The organism is uncultured Tateyamaria sp., assembly GCF_947503045.1.
Lineage (GTDB): Bacteria > Pseudomonadota > Alphaproteobacteria > Rhodobacterales > Rhodobacteraceae > Tateyamaria.
In genome coordinates this window covers 286,181-309,977 of sequence record NZ_CANNCF010000001.1, presented here as the reverse complement: position 1 = coordinate 309,977, position 23,797 = coordinate 286,181, and the positions used below count along the sequence as shown (strand labels likewise).

Below are 23,797 nucleotides of genomic sequence, written 5' to 3'. Positions count from 1 at the left end.
GGCGTCGGAGTAACGCAGAACAACTGCAACACCAAATGGCGGACACTCACCCGCCCTATAAGAGCGCGAACAAGATTTCGCGACACCAACAGAGAGGAAGATTATGACATTTTTGACCCGTACCGGCAAACCGCTGCCGCAATCCGTCGTGGATTCGGCCGGCAAGGTCGGCACTGATCCCGTGAACCGTCGCGAGTTCCTGGCCATGGCCAGCGCGTTCGGCGCGACGGCCGCGACAGCCTATGGCATGCTTGGCCTTGCCGCGCCCGCACAAGCGGCGGCCCACAAGGCAGGCGGCACCGTCCGCATCCAGATGGAAGTCCGTGGCCTCAAGGATCCGCGCACCTATGACTGGTCGCAAATCGCGAACTTCTCGCGCGGCTGGCAGGAATACCTCGTCCACTACGAGAACGACGGCACATTCACCGGCAAACTGCTGGAAAGCTGGGAAATCAACGACGACGCCACCGAATACACACTGAACGTACGCAAGGGCGTCAAGTGGAACAACGGCGAGGACTTTACCGCCGAAGACGTGGCGCGCAACATCACCGGCTGGTGTGACAAGGACGTCGAGGGCAACTCGATGGCCGGTCGTTTCGCTATCCTGATCGACCCCGACACCAACAAGGCCATCGACGGCGCCATCGAAGTTGTCGACAGCCACACGGTGAAACTGAACCTACCCGGTTCGGACATCTCGCTGATCCCCGGCATGGCCGACTATCCGGCGGCCATCATCCACGCCGACACGTCCATCGACAGCATCGACAGCCCCATCGGCACAGGCCCCTATCTGCCTGAATCGCTCGAAGTGGGTGTGTCCGCCGTCCTCGTGCGCAATGAAGAGCACACGTGGTGGAACGAAGGCAACGGCGCCTATCTGGACCGGGTCGAATATATCGACTACGGCACCGACCCGTCGGCATTCGTGGCGGCAGCCGAAGCCGAAGAGATCGACATGACCTATTCGATCGAAGGCGAATTCATCGACATCTTCGACACGCTGGATGGCTGGGTGAACAACGAAATCGTCACAGCGGCGACCATCGTGATCCGGCCCAACCAATTGGCCGAAGTCGATGGCAAAAAGCCCTATGCCGATGCACGTGTGCGTCAGGCGATCACCATGGCCGTGGACAACTCGGTCCTGCTGGAACTGGGCTATGCCGGTCGCGGCGTGCCAGCCGAAAACCACCATGTCGGCCCGATGCACCCCGAATACGCCGAAATGCCAGAGCGCAAGGTCGACCCAGCAGCCGCCAAGGCGCTGATGGAAGAGGCTGGAATGCTCGACTTCGAGCACGAGTTGTTCTCGATCGACGATGCATGGCGTAAGGACACCACCGACGCGGTGGCAGCGCAATTGCGTGATGCAGGGTTCAAGGTCAAACGGACCATCCTGCCCGGGTCGACCTTCTGGAACGACTGGGTCAAGTACCCGTTCAGCTCCACCAACTGGAACCACCGCCCGCTCGGCGTTCAGATCTGGGCCCTGGCCTATCGCTCGGGCGAAGCCTGGAACGAGTTTGGCTATTCCAGCGCCGAATTCGACGCGATCCTGGAAAAGGCATTGGCCACGGCCGACCTCGAAGGGCGTCGCGCCCTGATGGCCGAAGGTCAGGCGATCCTGCAGAACGACGGTGTGACGATCCAGCCCTACTGGCGCTCGCTTTACAACCACACCAAAGATGGTCTGGTTGGCGGCGGTCACCACATCTCGTTCGAAATCCGCCCAGAGCAACTCGCCTGGACCTGATCCAGACGACAGGGTGAACATGATCGGGGCCGCCAGACTTGGGCGGCCCCTTTTTTTATGGAAGGCCCGAAACCCGGAAGGAACCGGATGGAAACGACGCTTTTGGCCGCGCAGGCCCTGTGCACATCGCTGATCGCTGCATGGCTCACCCTCGGGGTGCGCGACAACATCCTGCACCCGTCCGTCAATGAAACCTACACCGCCGAGGTCATGGAAATGACGCGTCTGCGGTCCGAATACCCCGACGCCTTTGCCAGTCTTGCGCATCGCGCGATCACGAACAGACGGGTGCAGCAACTCGCCTTCCGGCTAGTGGTCGGTGTCGAACTTGTCGCCACGCTTGTCCTCTGGGCCGGGGTGATCACGCTGTTGATGGCTATCGCAGGCACCACCAGCGCCGAGGCCGGGCGCAGCATCGCAATGAGCGGGGCGATGATGTTCACCGCCGTCTGGGCCGGATTCCTGATCGTGGGCAACCACTTTTGCTACTGGTTCTGCCACGAGGGGGCACAGAACACCCATTACCAGATGACACTCTGGGGGATCGGCACGCTGATCCTTCTGGCGATGGGGTAAGGGACGGCGGGTGGGGCGTCTTTGACGCCGCAAGGCGGCAAAGAGCGTCCGACCGGCGGTTCAGATCAGATGCACTTTGGATCGCGGAAAATGCAGTAGCGCCACGGCACCCTCAGGATCAGCCCGCAGCGCCGCCGCGATCATCCCGTGCAGACGGTCGACCAGCGGCGCACCCTCCAGTTCTTCCCGGGCACGCTGCGCGAAATGGGCCTCTTCGCGGATCAGATCTTCGATCAGCGGGTCGATCACCGCGCCACCGCCACCGGGGTAACGATAAAACCCCCAGCCCCCCTTCTTGCCGAGCCGTCCCTCGGCCACCATACGGCCAAGGATGGGGGCCGGGGTCGATCCGGCCCGACCCGCCAGCACGACGTCCAGACCAACAAGGTCCTGCGCTTCGCACGGGCCAAGCCTATATCCCCACGCCACAAGCGCCTCGTCCAGTTCCCACGGGTTGGTGTGGTCCATCAACATCTGCTCGCAGGCCTGCCAGAGCGCGTCCTGCAGTGGCGCGACCAGCTCGGTCATTGCGTTCCGATGCTCTCCAGAAAGCGGTTGGTGGCGATCACGGCCAGCAATTCGTTGACCGAAGTCTGTACCGGCTTGGTGCTTGTATCGACCTGCGCCAGCGCCTGCTCATAGAGCGGGGTGCGCGTCGTCAGAAAGCTCTTGAGCTGATCCATCGCCGCCGGGTTGCCCTCCATCGGGCGCAGATCGCCCTGCGCGCGGACACGGGCCATGTGCTCGGCCGGACTGGTGCGCACCCACACAGTGTGGAACCGCTCCAGCACCTGCGTGTAAGTGGCGGTTTCGGCCACGATGCCGCCCGCCACGGCAAGGATCAGCTTGTCATGGCGCGCCACCACGCGGTCGATGGCCTCGGCCTCCATCGCGCGATAACCATCCTGCCCGTACAGGGCCATGACCTCGCTCAACGGCATGCCGACCTCGGTCTCGATCTCGTCATTCAACTCGACAAAGGGGATCTTCAGCTTGTCCGCCGCCATCCGGCCGAGCGTCGATTTCCCGGCCCCGCGCAGCCCGACAAGGCATATGCGCTGCGCGCGCAACGTGGCCGGGTTCTCCGGGGCCAGCAGCGCGCGGACCCTGCCCTGCACCGTCACCGACGCCTGCTCGTACAGCTGCGCAACCCGTGTCACATCCGCATCAAAAGGCGGCGTTTCGGACAGCAAATCCTCGATGTTCATGTTCAGCGCCATAGCCACGCGGTGCAGCAACAGGACCGAGATATTGCCCTCGCCCGCCTCAAGCTGCGCGAGATAACGGGGCGACACGCCCGACCGTTCCGACAGCGCGCGACGGGGCAATCCCATGTTCAGGCGGGCCGCCCGCACACGTGTGGCGAGTCGGGAGATAAGCGGCACCGAAGCACCGGGGATCGGTTTAGGTGATGTCATATGTGATTTCTTACGGTTAACAGAAGGTTCTAGTCCTCGAATGCGCTGCTTCAAGGCCTCACGTGAGACGAACAAGGGGTGCGATGATATCGCGCAGGTCGGGGGGCGGAGGCTGGCGTTTGAACTGGTCCGCCACAACGAACACGCAGGTAAACGTCCCCTCGAAACACAAGGTGCCATCCTGCCGGGCGCACATGGAAAAGGTGATCGACGTCTCGCCCAAGCGGCTGGGCCAAACCTCGCACATCAACCGGTGGCGCGGGGTGACTGGGCTGCGGAAATCCATGCTCAGATGGACAAAGGGGGTGCCGATATTGCGGTCCAGCTCCAGCTGATACCAGCCATCCCCACCCAGATGGGCCTCCCACCAGGCATTGATGGCGTCGAGCGCAAACCATGGCAGGCGCGCGGTATAGGCAATGCGCGCCGGATCACAATCGCCCCATGTGACGCGGATGTCGTGGATAAAAGGGTCTGTCACGTCAGGCCGCTTTGGCCGCCTGCAACTGCTCCATGATACCCGCAACCCAGGGCAGGGCCACGTCCTCGGGCATGTCAAAGCCGGACGCGTCATGCAGCCCCCGCACCCCGATCATCTCGGCCTTGCGGTCCAGCAGCATCTGCATCAGCTTTTGCGATCCGTGATTGAACGTCTCGGCAAAAACCTGATCGCCAAGGCCAAAGATCGCAAAACGCACCCCGCTCAGGTCAGGCGCCTGACCCAGGATCGCCTCTTCAAACGGCAACGCGGTCGAGGGCAGATCGCCATTGCCATAGGTCGAGGTGACAAAGATATAGAACGTGTCCTTGGCAAGCGTGGATGGGTTCACATCCGCAAGGCTCGAGATGTGGCAGTCGTATTCACCACCCAGTTCCGTCTCGATATCCTCGCACAGCATTTCGGAATTACCGGTTTCCGAGCCGTAATACAGTCCTACTTTCATGACCTTACCCTCTTTCTCAATGCCGTGTGACCGGCTGCGCGCCCAAACCATAACGGCGACACATCTCGTCCTGCTCGTCGCGCGTCAACATCATATAGAGCGGCAAACACATCCCTCTACATTCTTCGCATTCCAGCGGACAAAACGCGCGGGTCGGCGTCGTGTCCGTTGACAGGGTGGAACGGTTGATCTGCATCGCGTTTCTCCCTCAGGCCATGTGCAGTTTGACATATTCGAAGTCGCCCGGCTTGTTGTCGATCCCGACGCGGGGCGGGGCGATCCAGCTGGCGTATTTGCCGGGCTCGAAACAGGGCTTCATCAGCGACTGGATGAAATCCCCATCCGCCTTGGTGGGCAACCAGTCCGCCTCGCGCGCGGCCCAGTCCTCGGCGCTGATGAAGGTGCCCTCGGGTGTGATCGGCTGACCGGCAAAGACGCCAATCTTGCGATGGAACCCTTCATGCGGCAGCTTCAACTCGAATTCGATCCCGGTGCGCTGGATCTGCTTGTTCCAGCGGCGCAGACCGCCGGAGGCATCGCGCACATAATCATCGCGCAGACGCATGTTGATGGCCGTCAGCGCGGGCACATCTTCGGTTACGATCTGCCCGTCCTTGATGCTCGCCACCGCATAGGTGTCGCTTTGCAGCTTGTGATCATCCTCGATCCGCTGCTCCAGATAACGGCCCTTGATGCCTGCACTGAACGCATTGGCCGCGTTGGTGCTGACCTCTTGCCCAAACAGATCGAGGGACAGGGTATAATGCAAGTTCAGCTTTTTCTGGATCGTGGGCAGGTCGATCACTCCAAGGGCGCGGATCTTGTCGATGTCATAGGGATCATCGATGCCATTGGCCTGCATCGCCTCCAGCGTCGCCTGAATGGTGCGCCCGACGCCGGTCTCGCCGACAAACATGTGATGCGCTTCTTCGGTCAGCATGAAACGGCAGGTGCGTGACAGCGGGTCAAAGCCGGATTGCGCGAGGCTTTCCAACTGCATCTTGCCATCGCGATCGGTGAAATAGGTGAACATGAAGAAGGACAGCCAGTCGGGCGTTTCCTCATTGAACGCCCCCAACATGCGCGGCGCCTCATCCGAGCCGGAAGAGCGAACAAGCATGTCATCCGCCTCTTCCCGGCCATCCTTGCCGAAATATTTCTGCAAGAGATACACCATCGCCCAAAGGTGGCGGCCCTCTTCGACATTGACCTGAAACAGGTTGCGCATGTCGTAAAGGCTCGGCGCGGTCAGCCCGAGAAAGCGTTGTTGCTCCACCGAGCCCGGCTCGGTATCGCCTTGAATCACGATCAGACGTTTGAGCATGTTGCGATACTCGCCCGGCACTTCCTGCCACGCAGGCTCGCCATAATGCTCGCCCATGGGAATGCGACGATCCTCGACCGCAGGGGCCAGAAGCACACCCCAGCGATATTCCGGCATCTTCACGTAGTCGAACTTGGCCCAGCCTTTCGGATCCACGCTGACGGCAGTGCGCAAATAGACCATGCTTTCCTGAAAGTTCTGCGGGATCAGTTCATTCCACCAGTTGATGTAACCGGGATGCCATTTTTCCAGCGCCTTCAGCACCTTGCGGTCCTGGCTCAGCCCCACATTGTTGGGAATCTGCGAGTCATAACTGACGTTGACCAAATCCATCTTTCATCTCCTGTTGGCGCGGGACGCAAAATTCAGAAATTTTGCGTGTCGGATTTTTCCTTAAAAACCCGGCCCCTCACACACGTTTCATATCAAAGTCCGCCCGCAGGCCCGATCCATAGCGCTGCAACGCGCCGTCATCCCCAACCGCGTTGGGGCGGTTGAATATCCAGTTCTGCCAGGCGGTCAGACGCCCGAATATGCGCGTCTCCATCGTCTCAGGTCCGGCAAAGCGCAAGTTTGCCTCCATCCCCGTCATCGCATCGGGCGAGAACGACGCGCGTTCTTCCATGAAGATGCGGATTTCATCCTCCCAGTCGATGTCATCAAGGATCATGGTGACCAGCCCCAGCTCTTCGGCCTCTTCGGCTTCCAATGCTTCGCCGATCTGATCCTCAAGACCGTCGCCCCCGGCACCGCCATAAAACCGCGTCTGCAACCGCGTCAGGTCGTTGCCCATTGGGTACGTGCCGAAATTCCCCGCGCTCAGCGTCACCGTCGCGATGGGTCGATTGTCGCCCTCGAATTCGTCTTCCATCATGTAGCTGCGATCGACCGACCACAGCAATTCGGCGAGCACTCCGGCAAAGCAACTGCCATGTTCGACCAAAGCGACCATGGAGCGCGAGGTCACATCGACCCGTTTCAACACCCGTTTCCAGTATTTCAGCACCTCATTGGCCAGCCAATGATCCGCATTGCCCAACAACTGTGCCTCGTGGGCCAGCAGCATCTCGGGATCGCCCTGCGTGCGGAACACGAGCAGGCCCAGTTCGATCTCGTTCAGACGCAGATGCAGGATGGCATCGTCGAGCTCACGCGCCAGCCGCAGCGTGTAGGCCTGATCACCCAGTGCCTGAAACGCAGCCATATCCGCGGGTGCCGCCTCGGACGGGCCGCTCAGAGTCAGTGTTGCACGCCGCGCCGCGCGATCCACGGCCACCTCGACCAGCGAATAGGTCACCGACCCGTCATCGCCGATGCTCTTGTCGAGCGGCCCCAGCGCGATCCCCTGCGCCACATCCGCCTTGGGCGACGCATCGGCAAAGGCGCGCGCCCGTTCGGCCACCACCGCGTCGAATTTCGAATTGGGGATCGCCTCGTCCACCAGCTTCCACTGCACCGCGCGCTTGCCCTTCACGCCTTCTTCGGTCGAGCAAAACACATCCGCCAGATCGCGGCGCACATGACGCTTGTCGGTCACGCGGGTCAGCCCGCCGGTGCCAGGCAGCACGGCCAACAGCGGCACCTCCGGCAGCGACACCGAAGACGATGAATCGTCGACCAGCATGATGTGATTGCAGGCCAGCGCCAATTCGTAGCCGCCCCCCGCACAGGCGCCTTTGACAGCTGCGATGTATTTCTGGCCGCTGTCCGCCTCGGCGGCCTCAAAAGAATTGCGGGTCTCGTTGGTGAACTTGCAAAAGTTGACCTTGTGGGCATGCGCCGCGCCGCCCAGCATCCGGATATTGGCGCCCGCACAGAATACCTTGTCCTTGGCCGATTGCATCACCACAACCTTGACCTCGGGGTGTTCAAACCGCATGCGCTGCACCACGTCCGCCAGCTCGATATCCACACCCAGATCGTAGGAATTCAGCTTGAGTTGATAGCCCTCGAACAGCCCGCCATCCTCGTCCACATCCATGAACAGGTTGGCCACCGGCCCGTCATATTCGACCCGCCAGTGGCGATAGTTCGACGGATCGGTTTGGAAATCGATGATCTTGGGCATGAATCAGACAGGCTCATTTGCGAGGAATTACGCAGTATTTTACAACACATAGAGCGTCACAGGCAGAGAAGACGCAAAAATTGGAAAAATACTGCAATTTAATGCAGCTCAAACGCTTTCCGGGATGTGAACGTCCGCCGTCTCGAATGCCTGCAGGCGTTGGCAAAAGGCCGCGATCTCTGCGGTGACCTCATCCGCCCGCTCCTGATGCGGCGCATGCCCGCAGCCCTCCAGCACCAGCACTTCCGCCGGGGCATAGGTCCGCTCTTCAATCTCGCGGACCTGCGCAAGGGTGCCATAAGGATCGGCCGTGCCCTGAATGATCAGCGACGGCACGCGCCAGTGATCAATGGCATCCGCCACGTTCCAGTCAGCAAATCCGGGATCGGTCCAGGCGTCATGCCAACCGCGAAAGGCCACATCCGGTTCATCGTGATGACGGGCGAGCTTGGCTTTCAGATCGCCGCCCTCATAGGCGCGGCCCACCGCGCGGATTGCCTTCAACCCCTGCGCTTCGGCAAAGAAATGCGGCGCGATCAGGATCAGGCCACGCACGCGCATATCCGACACCGACCCGGCATAAAGGCCCGTAATACTCGCGCCATCCGAATGGCCCAGCAGCACGCAAGGCCCGACACCCGCAGCATCCAGAACCGGGCCCAGCACCTCCGTCGCCTCGCGGCTCATATAGTCGAGCGGACGGGGCAACGCACAAGGGGACGAGCGGCCATACCCCGCCCGCGCATAGGCCAAGACCCCCATGCCCGTCGCCTCTGCCAAGACAGCAGGCCAGTCGCGCCACAGGCCCACAGACCCCAATCCCTCATGCAGCATGACCAGCGTCGGGGCCTCACCCGGCGGCGGCCCCCAGCATGCATACTCCAACGTATGGCCGCCAATTTCCAACGCGCCCGATGCCCACTCCATCACGCGCCCTCCCGCAGCTTGAACCGTTGGATCTTGCCCGTCGCCGTCTTGGGCAGGCTCTCCACACACTCAACCCAGCGCGGGTATTTCCACTTGCCGATGCGGTCTTTCACATGCTCCTTCAGCACCTCTTCCAGATCATCGGGGCGCTCGCCCTGCATCACGACAAAGGCCTTGGGTTTGTCCAGATCATCCTCGTCCCGAGCGGCGACAACGGCACATTCCAGCACCGCAGGATGGCTCGCGATGGCCTGCTCCACCTCAAACGGGCTGACCCAGATGCCCGAGACCTTGAACATGTCATCCGTCCGCCCGCAATAGACAAACCGGCCATCGGCGCGACGCTCATACTTGTCACCCGTCCGCGTCCATACGCCTTGGAATGTTTCGCGCGTCTTGTCGCGCTTGTTCCAGTACCCCGCCGCCGCCGAAGCGCCATTGACCAGCAATTCGCCCACCTCGTCGACGCCCACATCGGCCCCCGCCTCATCGACAAGGCGCACGTCATAGCCCGGCACCGGCACGCCGGAGGTGCCATAGACCACGTCGCCCGGTGCATTGCTGAGAAAGATGTGCAACATCTCGGTTGATCCGACCCCGTCCAGAATGTCGACGCCGGTCAGATCCCGCCACCTTGTGCCCACCGATTCCGGCAGCGCCTCGCCTGCGGAGATACACACACGCAACGGCGCATCCGGCGCGCCATTGGCCTGCATATGTGCCACCATGGCTGCGTAAAGTGTTGGTACGCCGCAGAATACCGTTGGGTGCTCAGCCGCGATAATGTCCACGATCCCCTCCGGCGTGGGACGACCACCAAAGATCGCTACCGTCGCCCCAACCGCCATGGGAAAGGTCATCGAATTGCCGAGGCCATAGGCGAAAAAGAACTTGGCCGCGGAAAAAACCACATCATCCTCACGCATCCCCAGGACCTGCGCACCATAGGTATCCGCCGTTGCGCGGAGCGCAGAATGGACGTGATGTACACCCTTGGGCTGCCCGGTCGAGCCCGACGAGTAAAGCCAGAATGCCGTCTCATCATCGCTCGCCTCGAAAGGCGCGGTGACCTCCGCCCCCAGCGACATGAAGGACGCGTAATCCAGCGTGTCCGGCTGCGCCGCCCCGATCACAACCACACTGCGCAGGTAAGGGTTGTCCGCCAGAACTGGCGCTACGACGTCAAACAATGCCTCGGACACCACAAGCATCGTCGCGCGACTGTCGCGCAGGATCGCGTCATACACCGGGGTCGCAAGCAGCGTATTCAGCGGCACCGGGATCACCCCGGCCTTGAGCGCGCCCCAGAACAACACCGGAAATTCGACCTGATCAAGCACCAGCATCGCCATGCGTTCCTCGCGCGCGATGCCATGGGTCGCCAGTGCCGTCGCCGCCCGGCCGGAGGCGTCAGACAGCGCGCCATATGTCAGCGTGCGCCCGGTCCCGGCCTCGCGAAAGGCGACCTTCAGCGCGCGCCCTTCGTCCACATGACGGTCCACGAAATAGCTGGCAGCGTTGCTCATGCGACTCCTCCCAAAGGCGCGGATTTTGCGTTATACTGCGACCCGCGACATCCCGCCGCAATGGATCACCGCTCGTTGCGCAGTTTACTGCAAACTCAGCAGCCGCGCCGCGTTTTGTTTCAGGATATCAGGGCGAACCTCATCCTTGATGGCGATCTGCTCGAAATCATTCAGCCAGCGTTCAGGCGCAATCATGGGCCAGTCCGAGCCAAACAAAACCTTCTTTTTCAGGATTGAATTGCAGTAGCGCACGAGGATGTCGGGGAAGTATTTCGGCGACCAGCCACTGAGGTCGATATAGACGTTGGGCTTGTGTTGCGCGACGGCCAGCGCCTCTTCCTGCCAGGGAAAGCTCGGGTGGGCGAGGATGATTTTCAGGTCGGGGAAGTCCACCGCCACATCATCCATATGCATCGGGTTCGAGTATTTAAGACGCATCCCATTGCCGCCCGGCATGCCTGATCCAACTCCAGTCTGGCCCGTATGGAATAGGGCAATCCCGCCCTCGGCCTCGATGGCTTCGTACAGCGCATATGCCATGCGATCATTGGGATAAAAGCCCTGCATCGTGGGGTGAAACTTGAACCCCTTGATGCCGAAGTCACGGATCAGACGCCGCGCCTCGCGCACGCCCATCTTGCCCTTCCATGGATCAATGCTGGCAAACGGGATCAGCACATCGCTGTTCTCGGCGGCAATCTCGGCCACCTCCTCATTGGCGTAACGGCGATAGCCCGTCTCGCGCTCTGCATCGACGGGAAAGATCACGGCGGCGATGTTTTGGGCACGATAATGGGCGGCGGTTTCCGGCACGGTGGGCGGGTGTTTCCATGGTGCGCGAAAGTACTCGGCCATGGTCGATTGGAGATCGTCATAGCCATCATCCGCGTGGCACCCGCACGGTTCTTCGGCATGGGTGTGGATGTCGATGGCGCGGATGTTGTCGAGATCGATCATATGAGAATACTCGCCGGGTCATCATCATCGTAAAGCCGCGCAACAAGCTCCGCGCGCCGCTCAAGCAACCGGGCAAAGTTGATGTTCCCCTTGGCCGTCACCTCACCCGCACCGATGTCGGGCGGGTCGGCCAGCACAAGTGCGCGCACCACGCAGCGGGCCGAGCCCGTGGTGACTTCTGCGATTTCTTGCATACGCTCTCGTATGTTAGAGGTCACATCACTCAGCAAGGCGCCATTATCAACCTGCCCACCCCGCGCCTCTGGTCCGGGCACGATCAGGATGCCCAGCGCGTCCCGCCCATGCCCGCAAACCACAACGTCCTGCGCAAAGGGGCCAAGGCAGGTCAGCATCTCCAGCCGGATTTGCGCCGCATGCACCCACGTCCCACTGCTCAGTTTGAAATCCTCACTCAGACGTCCGTCAAATTGCAAACCCCGCTCCATCACCTCCGCATCGACAAAGCGCATGGCGTCACCCGTGCGAAAAAACCCCTCATCATCAAAAGCTTCGGCGGTTTTCTCGGAGTTCGCATGATAGCGCGCAAAGACGTTCGGTCCCTTCACACGCACCTCCATCCGGCCCGTCCCGTCGTCCAGCAGCTTGGCCGTCACGCCCGGCAGCGGCACCCCGACAATCCCCGCGCCCTTGGCCGGTTCATGCTGCAGGAACGTGGCGGGTGCCGTCTCGGTCAGGCCCCAGCTTGAGGTGATCAGCGGCATGCGCCCGGCAGTATCCAGCGCCATACGCTCCAGTTTGGTCCACGTTTCCTGTGGCAGCGAGGCACCCGCATAAAAGATCATGTCGAGGTCGCGAAAGTAGGTCTCACGCAAACCCGAGTCCGCCTCCAGCGCTGCGGCGAGTTGCGCAAAACCCACGGGGACGTTGAACGAAATCGTACCCGACACCAGCCCCAGATTTTCAAGCGTGCGGGGAAACAGCGCGGGCAGCGGCTTGCCATCGTCGATATAGAGCGCACCCCCATTGGCCAGCACAAGATTGAAATTGTGCGACCCGCCAAAGACATGGTTCCACGGCAGCCAGTCGACCAGAACCGGCGGGCGGGCGTCGAGAAAGGGCAGACTGTCACGCACCTGTGCCTGATTGACGGTCATCATGCCATGGGTCGTCTCGACCGCTTTCGGCTCCGAGGTCGACCCCGAGGTCAGCAACAGCTTCGCCACCGTTTCGGGCCCCACCGCCTTGTGGGCGGCCTCCACATCCCCGCCGTCGCGCAGCAAATCGGCCAGAGGCATCGCCCCGCTGTTGCCGACGTTCGAACAGACCGCCGGGCCACCCACAAGGCGCAGCGCTTCGCCATAGGCATCCCCGTCCGCGGCAAAAACCAGCGCAGGTTTCACCAGATCAGCCACGTATTTCAATCGCTTATGCGCCGCGGGGATCAAACTGTACTGTTCAGCCACCGGCACGGTCACAAGGCCCACATATTGCGCAGCCAGTGACAGCACCGCGTGATCCACCGAATTGCCCGACAGGATCAGGATCGGCCCTTCAAGACGGCGCGCCAGCAACCCGGCGGCCAGTGCCCGGACGCGGTCGCGTGTTTCGGTATACGATAGCGTATGCCAGCCCGGCCCCGACCGCTCGGCCAGAAACAGCGCCTCGGGCGTCGCATTGGCCCAACGATCCAGCCAGACGCCGGTCGAGCGATCCACAGGCCCCAGCGCATATCCCGACTGCAGCAAAATGCTGCCATCGGCGCGGTCCTCGCGGCGCACCTGATGCGGGCGCAGTCCCAGATGCTCCGTCATGGCCGCACCACGAAATCAACCACACCGCAAAACATCAGCGAAAGCTCGGCGGGCGTTTTTCAAGAAACGCCGCCAACCCCTCAAGCGCATCCGGGCTGGTCTGCGCCAGCGCCGCACAGAGCGACTCCACAAACAGCCCGTCACTGCGGCCCATATCCGAAATCCGCGCAATGCCCTGGATCATCATGTAATTGCTCAGCGGCGCATTGCCCGCAATCTGCGTGGCAATCTCCATCGCGCGGGGCAAGGCCTCGCCCGTGCTCACCGCGTAATGGGCCAGCCCCAGCGCAACCGCGTCCTCGGTGCCATATTTGCGACCCGTCAGCATCATCTCGGTCATGCGGTCCGCGCCCAGAATGCGACCCACCCGCACCGTGGCCCCACCACCGACAAAGATGCCGCGCCGCCCCTCGGGCAGTTGAAAGATGCAGTCGGGTTCGGCGACGCGCACATGGGTCGAGGTGGCCAGCTCCAGCCCGCCACCAATCACCGCACCGTTCAGCGCCGACACCACCGGCAGGCCCGACCCCTGCACCCGGTCCATCACGGAATGCCAGCCGCGCGAATGGTGCAGGGTGCCTTCCGCATCGCGCGCCACATGTTCGCTGAGGTCGAGACCAGCACAGAAATGCCCGCCCGCCCCGTGCAGCACGACAACCCGTACGCTTTCGGGCGGGCTGCGGAAAAACCCGTCAATCTCGGCCAGCAATCCATCGGACATGGCGTTGCGCTTATCCGGGCGGTTCAGGGTCAGAACAGCAATCGCGCCATCAATCCCGATCTCAAGGGCGTCACCCATATCTTGGCCTTTGGTTATGCAACAGGCAGATCAACGCTGATTCGGCGCGCACGTACAAGCCCGCGCCCCTCATCAGGCCGGGATCAGGAACAGCGTGATAACCGGGAAGGCGACCAGCAGAATGACCCGCACGATGTCCGATCCGACAAAGAACATGACCGCCTTATAGGTCTCGGTCATCGGTGTTTCGCGGTCCATCGCATTGATGATGAAGAGGTTCATGCCCACTGGCGGCGTGATCAGTCCAACCTCGACCACGATCAGCACAAGGATGCCAAACCAGATCGCCACATGTTCTGGTGTCATCCCGAAATCGAGGCCCGAGATGACCGGGAAAAAGATCGGAACCGTCAGCAGGATCATCGACAGGCTGTCCATCACGCACCCAAAAATCAGGTAGAACAACAGGATAATCGACAGCACGAAAAACGGGCTAAGTTCTTGCCCCAGAACAAAATCCGCGAGGTATTGCGGCGCACCGGACAGCGCGAGAAAGTTGTTGTAAAGTGCGGCCCCCAACACAATAAAAAAGATCATGGCCGTGGTCTTGGCCGTGCCGATCAGTGCCTCGCCCAGCACGCGCCAGCTCAGGTTGCCCCCCACAAGTGCAACGATCCCGGTGCCCGCCGCGCCGATGGCCGCGCCCTCGGTCGGGGTGAACCAGCCCGCATAGATGCCTCCGACCACGATGCTGAAAATGACCAGCACAGGCCATGTTTCGGCCAGCGCGCGCCAGCGTTCACCCATCGGCACAGGGGCCCGCGTGCCCACCGATCCGGGGTAAAGGCGCACATAGATCGAGATGGTAATGACATAGCCGATCGCGGCCAGAATGCCGGGGATGAAGGCCGCCAGGAACAGTTTGGCGATGTTCTGCTCGGTGATGATCGCATAGATCACAAGGATCACCGAGGGCGGGATCAGGATGCCCAACGTGCCCCCCGCCGCCAGCGTCGCGGTCGAGAATCCCCCTGAATATCCGTATCTTTTCAGCTCCGGCAGGGCGACGCGGCTCATCGTGGCGGCGGTGGCCAGCGACGATCCACAGATCGCGCCAAAGCCCGCGCAGGCCCCCACGCTCGCCATCGCCACACCGCCCTTGCGGTGGCCCAGACAGCTTTCGGCCGCCTTGAACAGCGCGCTCGACATGCCCGACAGGGTCGCGAATTGCCCCATCAGCAGGAACATCGGGATGATGGTGAGCGAGTAGTTGGAAAAGGTGGTGTAGGTCTCGGATTTGAGCTTGGCGAGGATCGGTGTGGGGTTGCCGTTCATCGCGAAAATCCAGCCCACAAGGCCGCACAGGAACATGGCCAGCCCAATGGGCGCGCGCAGGAAGATCAGCCCCAGCAGGATCGGAAAGGACCAGAACCCCAGTTCCAGACGGCTCAGGCCGACAAATTGTACAAGGTCGCGGATCCACTCCATCGCCCTATCCTTTGGGCAGGATCGCACGGCCGGTCGCGGCCTCGGCGATCCGCGCCCAGGCGCAATAGAGGGACGTCAGGCTGGCGATGATGGACGCACCGACACTGGCCGCATAGGCCCACCAGACAGGAAATTGCAGGAACAGCGTCGTCTCTCCATTGCCGAGATATCGCAGCATGCCCTCGTAAAGGCGTAGAGAGATAAAGACGATGATGGCGGCCAGCACGAGCTCCCAAAAGGCACGCAACCATCCCAGGGCGCGGCGCGGCAGGGCCGAGGTGAACACATCCACCGTCGCGTGGTTGCCGTGGAACTGGCAGACCGGGAAAAAGGCAAAGATGGCAAAGGCGACGCCGGCTTCGGTCAACTCGTAAGTGCCGTTGATCTCGTCCACGCCGCTCGCGATCAGCATCTGGCCCAGCCATCCCTCTGGCCAGGCATGGCCCAGCTTGGACAGCTCGCGCCCGATGATCGACAGGGTGGTCAGCACGACCAGACCCACCAGCACAATGCCACCGATCACCGCCGACGCGCGCGACAGCCATTTCACCAAACGGTGCATAAACGCCTCATGTCATGGAATAAAATGGGGTCGCTGCATTGGGCAGCGACCCCGGATTGGCTCAGCCGTCATAGGCGTCCATCAACGCGCGGGCTTCGTCGATCAGCGCCTGACCGTCGATGCCCTTGCTTTCCATATCCGCGACCCACTCGGCAAAGATCGGCTCGGACACGGCCTTCCACGCATCCAGATCGGCGCCCGCTACGGTCACGATGTTGTTGCCGCGCTCCACAGCCAGCTTGCGGGCAGGGCCATCGGAATCCGCCTGCGTGCCACCTGCAAAGATGCTGAACTCAAGGCCGGAATTGTCATCGATGACCTTCTGCAGATCGGCAGGCAGCCCCTCGTAGCGGTCCTTGTTCATCGCCAGCACAAAGGTGAGCGTATAAAGGGCATTGCCCTCGAACTCGGTATGGTTGCCGACCAGCTCAGGCACCTTCAGGGCCGCGGTGACTTCCCACGGAATGGTGGTGCCGTCGATGACGCCCTTGCTCAGCCCCTCGGGCACCGCAGGCACAGGCATCCCGACAGGCGTCGCACCCATCTTCTCGAGCAGAATGTTCACCGTACGCGACCCGCCCCGGATCTTCATGCCCTCCATGTCAGCCGGGGTGTTCACCTCTTTGTTCACGTGCAGCATGCCGGGGCCGTGCACCCAAGTGCCAAGGATATGGACGTCCTTGAACTCGGTATCCTTCATGTGTTTTTCAAACATCTGCCAATAGGCCGAGGACATCGCACGCGCGTCCGTCATCATGAAAGGCAGCTCGAACACTTCGGTGCTTGGATAGCGACCGGGCGTATAGCCGACCACGGTCCACACGATGTCAGCGACACCATCGATGGCCTGATCCATCAGCTCGGGCGGACGGCCCCCCAACTGCATCGACGGATAGCGGTCAATCTTGATGCGGCCATCGCTTGCCGCTTCGACATTGTCCGCCCAGACATCGAGGATCAGCTTGGGCACATTGGCCTGTGCAGGCAGGAACTGGTGCAGCGACAGCACCACCTCCTGGGCCTGCGCGGCCGCGCCGCTGGTGATCGCAAGGGCCGCCGCCCCCACCATGTTCAGAAAGGATTTGCGTGTCAGTGACATGTGGTTTTCTCCCGAGGTGCGGCCAGGCATTGACCGCCTGACTCGATTGTTCAGGCAAAGTGTTATGCAACAGCGCCAGTCCTGTCACGCGCGTTTGTAACTTTTCCGGGCCCGCTCAGCCGCGGGGCAATGTCGTTTCAGGATCGTAAGGGCCGGGCGCGATCACCTTTGCGTCAACGGGCGTGCCCAGCATGTCGATGGCCAGCGCTGCCCCGATCTCTGCCTGATCGGGACGGACAAAAGCATAGGCGATGTTCATGCCCACACGGTGGCCCCAATCGCCCGAGGTGACAGTGCCCACAACCGCCCCGTCCAGCATCACCGACGCGCCGGGGTGGGCGGGCGTGGTGGTGGAGGCAACCTGCAAACTGACCAGTTGCACCCCCGGCCCCTTGGCACGCCGCGCCTCCAGCGCCGCCTTCCCGACAAAGTCCTTGTCCATCTTCACAAACTTCCCCAGCCCCGTCTCGAACGGGTCAAATTCGGTGATCAGATCGGCTTTCCAGTGCAAATAGCCCTTTTCCATCCGCATCGACTCCACCGCCCGCGCGCCAAACAGGCGCAAGGCATGGGCCTCACCGGCGGCGCGCAAGGCCAGATAGGCGGCATAAAGCTGCGCGTTGGGCACGTGGATTTCATAAGCCAATTCGCCCGAAAAACTCACCGACATCACCACCGCAGGCGCAATCCCAATAAAAGCCCGGCGCACGGACAACCACGGGAACGCAGCCGCCGACCAATCCCCCCGGCTGACCGCGCTCAACACATTGCGCGCCTTGGGGCCTGCCAGCACAAGGATCGTGTGATCATTGGTCAATGACTTCAAAGTCACGTCAAACCCGTCCGCATGGGCTGCCAGCCAATCCATGTCGTGCCATTCCGATGCCGCAGCCGAGCCATACCAGACCGGCCCGCCAGGAATATTGGCCACCGTCGCCTCGCCCTTGATGCAGCCATGATGGTTGAGCAAATAGCCCAGACCAACGCGCCCCGCCTTGCGGCTGACCCGTCCGCAGATCATGTGATCAAGAAAGGCATGCGTGTCCGGCCCGTCAATTTCGATCCGGTTAAACCCGTTGACTTCGCACAGACCTACAGCGTTCTGCACGGCGGCCACTTCTCCTGCAACCACCTCAAAAGCCTCATCAAAATGGAAGCCGTGGGTGACCTCGAACTCCGGCGCAGGCTTTATATACTCCACCCGCTCCCAGCCATTCACCACAGTGAATTCCGCCCCTTCACCGGCCAACACAGGCGTCAACGGAGTCGTCTTGATCGGCCGTCCGGCGGGGCGATGCTCGTGGGGGAAATGAAAGCGGAACTCGTTCTGGTAATCCTCGATCGCCTTCAGCGCGGTCAGTTCCACATTGGCGTGGCCGGTAAAGCGGCGCGGGTCGATCACCCAGGTGTCATAGCACGCCTCGCCATGCACGATCTGTTGCGCCAGCAGCCAACCATGGCCACCGCCCTCGCCCAGACCGGCGCGCAGGCCAATGATGCAAAACGCATTGCGCTTGCCCGGGATCGGCCCGACCAGAGGGGCTCCGTCAATCGTATAGGTGATCGGCCCGTTCACCACGTTCTTGATGCCCACCTCGGTCAGCGCGGGCATGCGCTCAAACGCGCCTTCCAGCACATCCGTGATCCGGTCCAGATCGTCGGGGCAGAGATCGTTGGAAAAGTCGGGCGAAATCCCGTCCATGCCCCAGGTCTTGCAGTCCTGTTCATAAAACCCGAGCAGCAATCCGTTCTTTTCCTGCCGACAGTAATAGTCGCTGATCGGGCAGCGCAGCAGCGGCATCCGGTGGCCAGCGGCGACAATGCCGGGGATTTCGTCGGTGACGAAATACTGATGCTCCATCGAGGTGACAGGGTGATGCACTCCCATCATCGCGCCCACCTCGTTCACCCGGTAACCGCAAGCGTTCACCACCACCTCGCAATCGATATCACCCTTGCTGGTATGCACGGTCCAGCTGTCATCCTTGTGCTGGGTCAGCCCCGTCACCTCGGTCTGACGGTACACCTCCGCGCCCGCCTTGCGCGCCCGGCGCGCCAGCGCCTGACAGAGCGAGGCCGGGTCAATGTCCCCGTCATTGCCATCCCACAACCCGCCCAGCAGGTTCTCGGTCGAGATCAGCGGATGGCGGCGCGCGCATTCAGCGGCATCAATCACCTCGAACTCCACCCCCATTCCCCGCGCCATCGACGCAAAATGGCGATAGCCGTCCATCTGCGCCTCGGTGTTGGCCAGCCGGATACCGCCATCCCCGTGATCGTACTGCACTGGATAATCCGGATCGTCGCGCAATTCCTGATACAGTTTGATCGAATAGCTTTTGAGGCCGACCATCGTCTGCGTCATGCCAAAATTCGTCACCTGCGCCGCCGAATGCCAGGTGGTGCCGCTGGTCAACTCATCCCGCTCGACCAGCACCACATCGCTCCAGCCCTCCTGGGTCAGATGATAAAGCGTCGAACAGCCTGCAATGCCGCCGCCGATCACAACGGCTCTGGTCTGGGTCTTCATGGCACACCTCGGGATTTTGCATATTTATCGGAACAATGAAGAACAGACACGCTGGGTCAATCTCCGCCCTGCATCTTCATTGTTCTGAAAACATGCATTTGCTGACGCCAAAAGCAGGCGACACCGCTTGCCCTGTCGCGCGACCAGCGATGCCTGTTTGACATGCACCCTTGCGCCGCATCAGATGCGCTCATGACCGTCAAAGACACCAATGCCATGATCGCGTCCATGACCCCCGTGCTGACGGAGGGGTTGTGGGTCTATTGCGTTGAGCCCGACCCGGCGCGCAGCACACCTCTGATCCGTAACGCCTTTGCCATGATCCGCGAGGCCGAGGGGATCACTCTGATTCTGCCCACCTCCGTCGCGGCAGAAGCAGGCTATGATTGCACCCTTTCGATGCGCCTGATTACGCTGAACGTGTTTTCGGACCTCGAAGGCATTGGCCTCACGGCCGCCGTAGCGCAGGCCCTGACGCAGGCGGGTATCTCCTGCAATGTGGTGGCGGCCTATCACCATGACCATGTGTTTGTCCCGGAAACGGATGCCGAAAGGGCACTGGCCGCGCTGCAAGACTGCCAGCGTTCTGCCGAGAATATATGAACAAGAAGTAAATCCGCCTCTGTAACCCCTTGAAATCACGTGGGCGGGGAAGCGTCCCAGCGCGGGACACCTGTTTTGCAGGGCCCCTCGCAGGGGCGTGGAGGAGACTTAAACTCCCGACCCAGAGTGGCCGCGCCAGCGGACGCGCGTCCGTCGGGTCCTCCGCTCAGCGGGACCTGTCAACCGGCACAAAAGGTGGAGCGATGGTGGCGTGGGGGAGACTTGAACTCCCGACCTATCGATTATGAGTCGATCGCTCTAACCAACTGAGCTACCGCGCCATTGGAGGCGTGACCTATGTCAGCCCCCGCGACTCGTCAAGGCCGAAATCCGGCCTCAGCCTCCACGCACCGTCTCGATCATCAGCGTGACGTTGTCGGGGTCCGCATCCGGCGTGATCCCATGCCCAAGGTTGAAGATGTGCGGCCCGCCCGACAGCGCCTTCACAATGGCGCGCGTCTCGTCCACCAGCGCCTGTCCGCCGGTCACCATATGGGATGAGGCGAGGTTGCCCTGCACACAGCCATCGACCTGCACGTGTCTGGCCGCCCACTCCGCCGACACCGAATTGTCGAGCGCCACACAGTCCACGCCCGTCTTACCATGGAACCCGATGTACCCGTCCCCCGCCTCGCGCGGAAACCCAATGACCGGAATGCCGGGATGGCGCGCCTTGATCGCCGCCGTGATCTCGGCACAGGGCGCGACGGCGTATTTCTCAAAGGCCTCGCCCTTCAGCGACCCGGCCCAGCTGTCAAAGATTTTCACCACTTCCGCCCCCGCCTCGATCTGGGTAGAGAGGTATTCGATTGTAGCAGCCGTGATCCGCGCCAAAAGAGCCTCAAACAGCGCCACATTGCCCTGCATCAGAGCATGCGCAGGCCCCTGATCCGGCGTGCCCTGCCCCGCGATCATATAGGTCGCCACCGTCCACGGCGCACCAGCAAAGCCAATCAAAGTGGTCTCTTCGGGCAATTCATGGCGCAGGATCTTCACCGTCTCATAGATCGGGTTCAGCGTGTCATGGATGGCTTCCACCGGCTTCAACGCGTCAAAATCGGACTGCGCGGTGATCGTGGACAGTCGCGGCCCCTCACCCGTCACGAACCACAAATCCGCCCCCAGCGCCTGCGGCACCAGCAGAATGTCGGCAAACAGGATCGCAGCGTCAAACCCATAGCGACGGATGGGTTGCAGGGTCACCTCGGCGGCCAGTTCGGGATTGTAGCACAACGACAGGAAGTCCCCGGCTTGCGCGCGCGTCGCCTTGTACTCGGGCAGATAGCGACCCGCTTGACGCATCATCCAGATGGGCGGTGTCGGCAGGGTCTCTCCGGCCAGCGCCCTCAGTATCGTCTTGGTTTGAACTGCATCTTTCATCGCCGCGCGCCTTTGACTCGTCGTTTCCAGTTGTCAGGATAAGTTGACACACCTAAAAGATAAACCCATGACAGTGCGACTTCCAAACACAACCGCGCCAATGAAAATCGGTACGCGCGGCTCACCTCTGGCGATGGCCCAGGCTTACGAGACACGGGCCCGTCTCGCGGCGGCTTTTGACCTGCCGCTTGAGGCGTTCGAGATCATCGTGATCAAGGTCATGGGCGATGACCGTTCGATGGTCGCAGCCGACCGTCCGCTCAAGGAAATTGGAAATAAGGGCCTTTTCACCCGCGAGATCGAAGAGGATCTGCTGGCAGGCAAGATCGACATCGCGGTTCACTCGATGAAGGACATGCCGACTGTCCAGCCCGACGGCCTGATCCTCGACACGTACTTGCCGCGCGAGGATGTGCGGGACGCGTTTGTGTCGCCCTCGGCGTCGCAAATCGCCGACCTTGCCGAGGGTGCTATCGTCGGCACCTCGTCGCTGCGCCGCCGCGCACAATTGCTGAACAAACGGGGCGACCTCAACGTGGTCGAATTTCGCGGCAACGTGCAGACCCGGCTGAAAAAGCTGCAGGATGGCGTGGCCGCCTGCACCTTCCTCGCCTGCGCGGGCCTCAACCGGCTGGATATGAAATATGTGCCCGCCACACCCGTCGCCACAACCGACATGCTGCCCGCCATTGCGCAGGGCGCCATCGGGATCGAGAGGCGCACGAATGATACCAACACCGCCGGCATGCTGGCAGCTATCCATGATGGTGCAACCGGGCAGCGACTCGCAGCGGAACGGCAATTTCTGCTGACGCTTGATGGCTCTTGCGAAACGCCCATTGCGGGGCTTGCGACCCTTGACGGCACCACGCTGACCCTGACAGGCGAAGTGCTGCGACCGGATGGATCAGAGGCGTTGTCAGACAGCATCTCGGGCCCCATCACAGACGGCTCCGCCATGGGCACTGAGCTTGCCAAGACGTTGCTCAACCGCGCAGGACCGGCCTTTTTCGACTGGCATGTTTCTTCTGACTGAAAATACCATGGGGTGAGGCGCGCAAGCGCCGAGGGGCAAAGCCCCTGCCCCGACGGACCAAAGGACGCGGCGTTTTTCTTGACGCGACGGGCCCTCAATCCCCATCTTGCAGTTGGAGGATATAGCCATGACCCCCGGCAAAGCCTTTCTTGATCCCGACGACATTCGCCCGCTTGCGGCACGTTCTGACCTCGCAGGCACGCTCTTGATCCTGCATTGCTGGGGCGTGATTGCAGGCGCGATCGCGCTCTTCGCAATTTGGCCCAACCCGGTAACGGCGCTTCTGGCCATCCTTCTGATCGGCTCGCGCCAGTTGGGTCTTGCGATCCTGATGCACGAGGCGGCGCACAATGCGATGTTCAAGACCCGCGCGTTGAACGAATTTGTCGGCACTTGGCTGTGTGGCTGGCCGATCATGGCCGACCTCGCGGCCTACCGGCACTACCACCTGACCCATCACCGCTTTACCCAGACCGACAAGGACCCCGACCTGGTGCTCAGCGCGAAATTCCCGACCTCGCGGGCCTCGCTGCGTCGAAAATTCCTCCGCGACCTGACCGGGCAGACGGGGGTCAAACAACTGATCAGCCAGATCATGGCATTTGTGCTTCTGGCCGGGGATGACGATGCCATCAAGGCAGCCGAGGGCGACGCCGCGCAGGCTTTCAAATCCAACACGATCTTTACAGCATTCCCGGTGTTCTTCGGCATCGCTCTGGTGATCAGCCTGATCGGAGATTGGTGGTGGGGCATCGTGTTCTGGATCGTACCTTACCTGACGTGGTTCCAGTTTGTGCTGCGGGTGCGCAACATCGCCGAACATGGCGCGACCGAGATGTCCGAGGACCCACTGCGCAATGTGCGCACCACGCGCGCCGGGCCAATTGCCAAGACCTTCGTGGCCCCCTATTGGGTCAACTATCATCTGGAACATCACCTGATCATGCATGTGCCCTGCTGGCGACTGCCCAAGATGCATGATCTGCTGGTCACCAAGGGTCTGGGGGACAAGATGAACATCGCGCCAAGCTACCGCGCCGCGCTGGCCGAGGCAGGCTGGCGCTAGGGTCGGTGGGTGGGCGCCTTTTA

General features: G+C 61.6%; 22 protein-coding genes and 1 tRNA gene. 5 read left to right on the top strand and 18 right to left on the bottom strand.

The features are described from left to right. Positions 1 to 103 precede the first annotated feature (103 nt). Positions 104 to 1,759: an ABC transporter substrate-binding protein gene (locus Q1A89_RS01555; protein WP_299722729.1), complete on the top strand. Its 1,656-nt coding sequence runs from the start codon at positions 104 to 106 to the stop codon at positions 1,757 to 1,759. An 87-nt stretch (positions 1,760 to 1,846) separates the two neighbouring features. Further along, complete coding sequence (locus Q1A89_RS01550; protein ID WP_299722726.1) at positions 1,847 to 2,335, top strand: DUF2165 domain-containing protein; 489 nt, start codon at positions 1,847 to 1,849, stop codon at positions 2,333 to 2,335. 60 nt (positions 2,336 to 2,395) lie between these two features. Here the strand turns inward: Q1A89_RS01550 and Q1A89_RS01545 are convergent, their stop codons facing one another. From Q1A89_RS01545 to Q1A89_RS01470, 16 genes are all read right to left on the bottom strand, one after another. Beyond that, positions 2,396 to 2,863, bottom strand: coding sequence for a 3-hydroxyacyl-CoA dehydrogenase family protein (locus Q1A89_RS01545; RefSeq protein WP_299722723.1), 468 nt, complete (start codon positions 2,861 to 2,863; stop codon positions 2,396 to 2,398). Further along, the gene (locus Q1A89_RS01540) at positions 2,860 to 3,753 is read right to left on the bottom strand and encodes a helix-turn-helix transcriptional regulator (RefSeq protein ID WP_299722720.1); all 894 of its coding nucleotides are present in this window, start codon (positions 3,751 to 3,753) and stop codon (positions 2,860 to 2,862) included. Before Q1A89_RS01540 ends, Q1A89_RS01545 begins: the two co-directional genes overlap by 4 nt. 58 nt (positions 3,754 to 3,811) lie before the next feature. After that, complete coding sequence (locus tag Q1A89_RS01535) at positions 3,812 to 4,234, bottom strand: thioesterase family protein (protein WP_299722718.1); 423 nt, start codon at positions 4,232 to 4,234, stop codon at positions 3,812 to 3,814. Between the two features lies 1 nt (position 4,235). Further along, complete coding sequence (locus Q1A89_RS01530; protein WP_299722715.1) at positions 4,236 to 4,697, bottom strand: flavodoxin domain-containing protein; 462 nt, start codon at positions 4,695 to 4,697, stop codon at positions 4,236 to 4,238. A 16-nt stretch (positions 4,698 to 4,713) separates the two neighbouring features. Further along, positions 4,714 to 4,893 (bottom strand): hypothetical protein, encoded by a 180-nt coding sequence (locus Q1A89_RS01525; protein WP_299722712.1) that lies wholly within the window; start codon positions 4,891 to 4,893, stop codon positions 4,714 to 4,716. A gap of 12 nt (positions 4,894 to 4,905) precedes the next feature. Next, positions 4,906 to 6,354: a benzoyl-CoA 2,3-epoxidase subunit BoxB gene (gene boxB / locus Q1A89_RS01520; RefSeq protein WP_299722709.1), complete on the bottom strand. Its 1,449-nt coding sequence runs from the start codon at positions 6,352 to 6,354 to the stop codon at positions 4,906 to 4,908. Positions 6,355 to 6,430: 76 nt separating this feature from the next. Then, complete coding sequence (boxC, locus tag Q1A89_RS01515) at positions 6,431 to 8,089, bottom strand: 2,3-epoxybenzoyl-CoA dihydrolase (RefSeq protein WP_299722706.1); 1,659 nt, start codon at positions 8,087 to 8,089, stop codon at positions 6,431 to 6,433. 108 nt (positions 8,090 to 8,197) lie between these two features. Beyond that, entirely contained in the window at positions 8,198 to 9,016 is an 819-nt protein-coding gene (locus Q1A89_RS01510) for an alpha/beta hydrolase (RefSeq protein WP_299722703.1), read from the bottom strand. Further along, positions 9,016 to 10,542 (bottom strand): benzoate-CoA ligase family protein, encoded by a 1,527-nt coding sequence (locus Q1A89_RS01505; RefSeq protein WP_299722700.1) that lies wholly within the window; start codon positions 10,540 to 10,542, stop codon positions 9,016 to 9,018. The genes Q1A89_RS01510 and Q1A89_RS01505 overlap by 1 nt, the downstream gene beginning before the upstream one ends. A gap of 84 nt (positions 10,543 to 10,626) precedes the next feature. After that, on the bottom strand, positions 10,627 to 11,499 hold the full coding sequence (locus tag Q1A89_RS01500; protein ID WP_299722697.1) for an amidohydrolase family protein: 873 nt from the start codon (positions 11,497 to 11,499) through the stop codon (positions 10,627 to 10,629). Further along, positions 11,496 to 13,271 (bottom strand): feruloyl-CoA synthase, encoded by a 1,776-nt coding sequence (locus Q1A89_RS01495; RefSeq protein WP_299722694.1) that lies wholly within the window; start codon positions 13,269 to 13,271, stop codon positions 11,496 to 11,498. Before Q1A89_RS01495 ends, Q1A89_RS01500 begins: the two co-directional genes overlap by 4 nt. A gap of 34 nt (positions 13,272 to 13,305) precedes the next feature. Further along, a complete protein-coding gene (locus Q1A89_RS01490; protein WP_299722691.1) occupies positions 13,306 to 14,070 on the bottom strand; it encodes a crotonase/enoyl-CoA hydratase family protein in 765 nt (254 codons plus the stop codon). 72 nt (positions 14,071 to 14,142) lie between these two features. Next, positions 14,143 to 15,462 (bottom strand): TRAP transporter large permease, encoded by a 1,320-nt coding sequence (locus Q1A89_RS01485; RefSeq protein WP_299726027.1) that lies wholly within the window; start codon positions 15,460 to 15,462, stop codon positions 14,143 to 14,145. Between the two features lie 40 nt (positions 15,463 to 15,502). Further along, positions 15,503 to 16,060 carry a TRAP transporter small permease gene (locus Q1A89_RS01480; protein WP_299722688.1) on the bottom strand — a complete coding sequence of 186 codons (558 nt, stop codon included), beginning with the start codon at positions 16,058 to 16,060 and terminating at the stop codon, positions 15,503 to 15,505. Between the two features lie 61 nt (positions 16,061 to 16,121). Continuing rightward, complete coding sequence (locus Q1A89_RS01475) at positions 16,122 to 17,129, bottom strand: TRAP transporter substrate-binding protein (RefSeq protein WP_299726024.1); 1,008 nt, start codon at positions 17,127 to 17,129, stop codon at positions 16,122 to 16,124. 145 nt (positions 17,130 to 17,274) lie between these two features. Next, entirely contained in the window at positions 17,275 to 19,689 is a 2,415-nt protein-coding gene (locus Q1A89_RS01470) for an FAD-dependent oxidoreductase (RefSeq protein WP_299722685.1), read from the bottom strand. A gap of 192 nt (positions 19,690 to 19,881) precedes the next feature. Between Q1A89_RS01470 and Q1A89_RS01465 the strand changes: the two genes are divergently transcribed. Next, positions 19,882 to 20,292, top strand: a complete 411-nt coding sequence (locus Q1A89_RS01465) for an ACT domain-containing protein (RefSeq protein WP_299722682.1) — start codon at positions 19,882 to 19,884, stop codon at positions 20,290 to 20,292. Positions 20,293 to 20,496: 204 nt separating this feature from the next. Here Q1A89_RS01465 and Q1A89_RS01460 read toward each other — a convergent pair. After that, positions 20,497 to 20,573: transfer RNA gene (locus Q1A89_RS01460), tRNA-Met, on the bottom strand. 55 nt (positions 20,574 to 20,628) lie between these two features. After that, the gene (hemE, locus tag Q1A89_RS01455; protein WP_299722679.1) at positions 20,629 to 21,672 is read right to left on the bottom strand and encodes a uroporphyrinogen decarboxylase; all 1,044 of its coding nucleotides are present in this window, start codon (positions 21,670 to 21,672) and stop codon (positions 20,629 to 20,631) included. Positions 21,673 to 21,739: 67 nt separating this feature from the next. Between hemE and hemC the strand changes: the two genes are divergently transcribed. Beyond that, positions 21,740 to 22,708, top strand: coding sequence for a hydroxymethylbilane synthase (gene hemC, locus Q1A89_RS01450; RefSeq protein ID WP_299722676.1), 969 nt, complete (start codon positions 21,740 to 21,742; stop codon positions 22,706 to 22,708). Between the two features lie 127 nt (positions 22,709 to 22,835). After that, complete coding sequence (locus tag Q1A89_RS01445) at positions 22,836 to 23,774, top strand: fatty acid desaturase family protein (RefSeq protein WP_299722673.1); 939 nt, start codon at positions 22,836 to 22,838, stop codon at positions 23,772 to 23,774. The last annotated feature ends 23 nt before the right edge of the window (positions 23,775 to 23,797 follow it).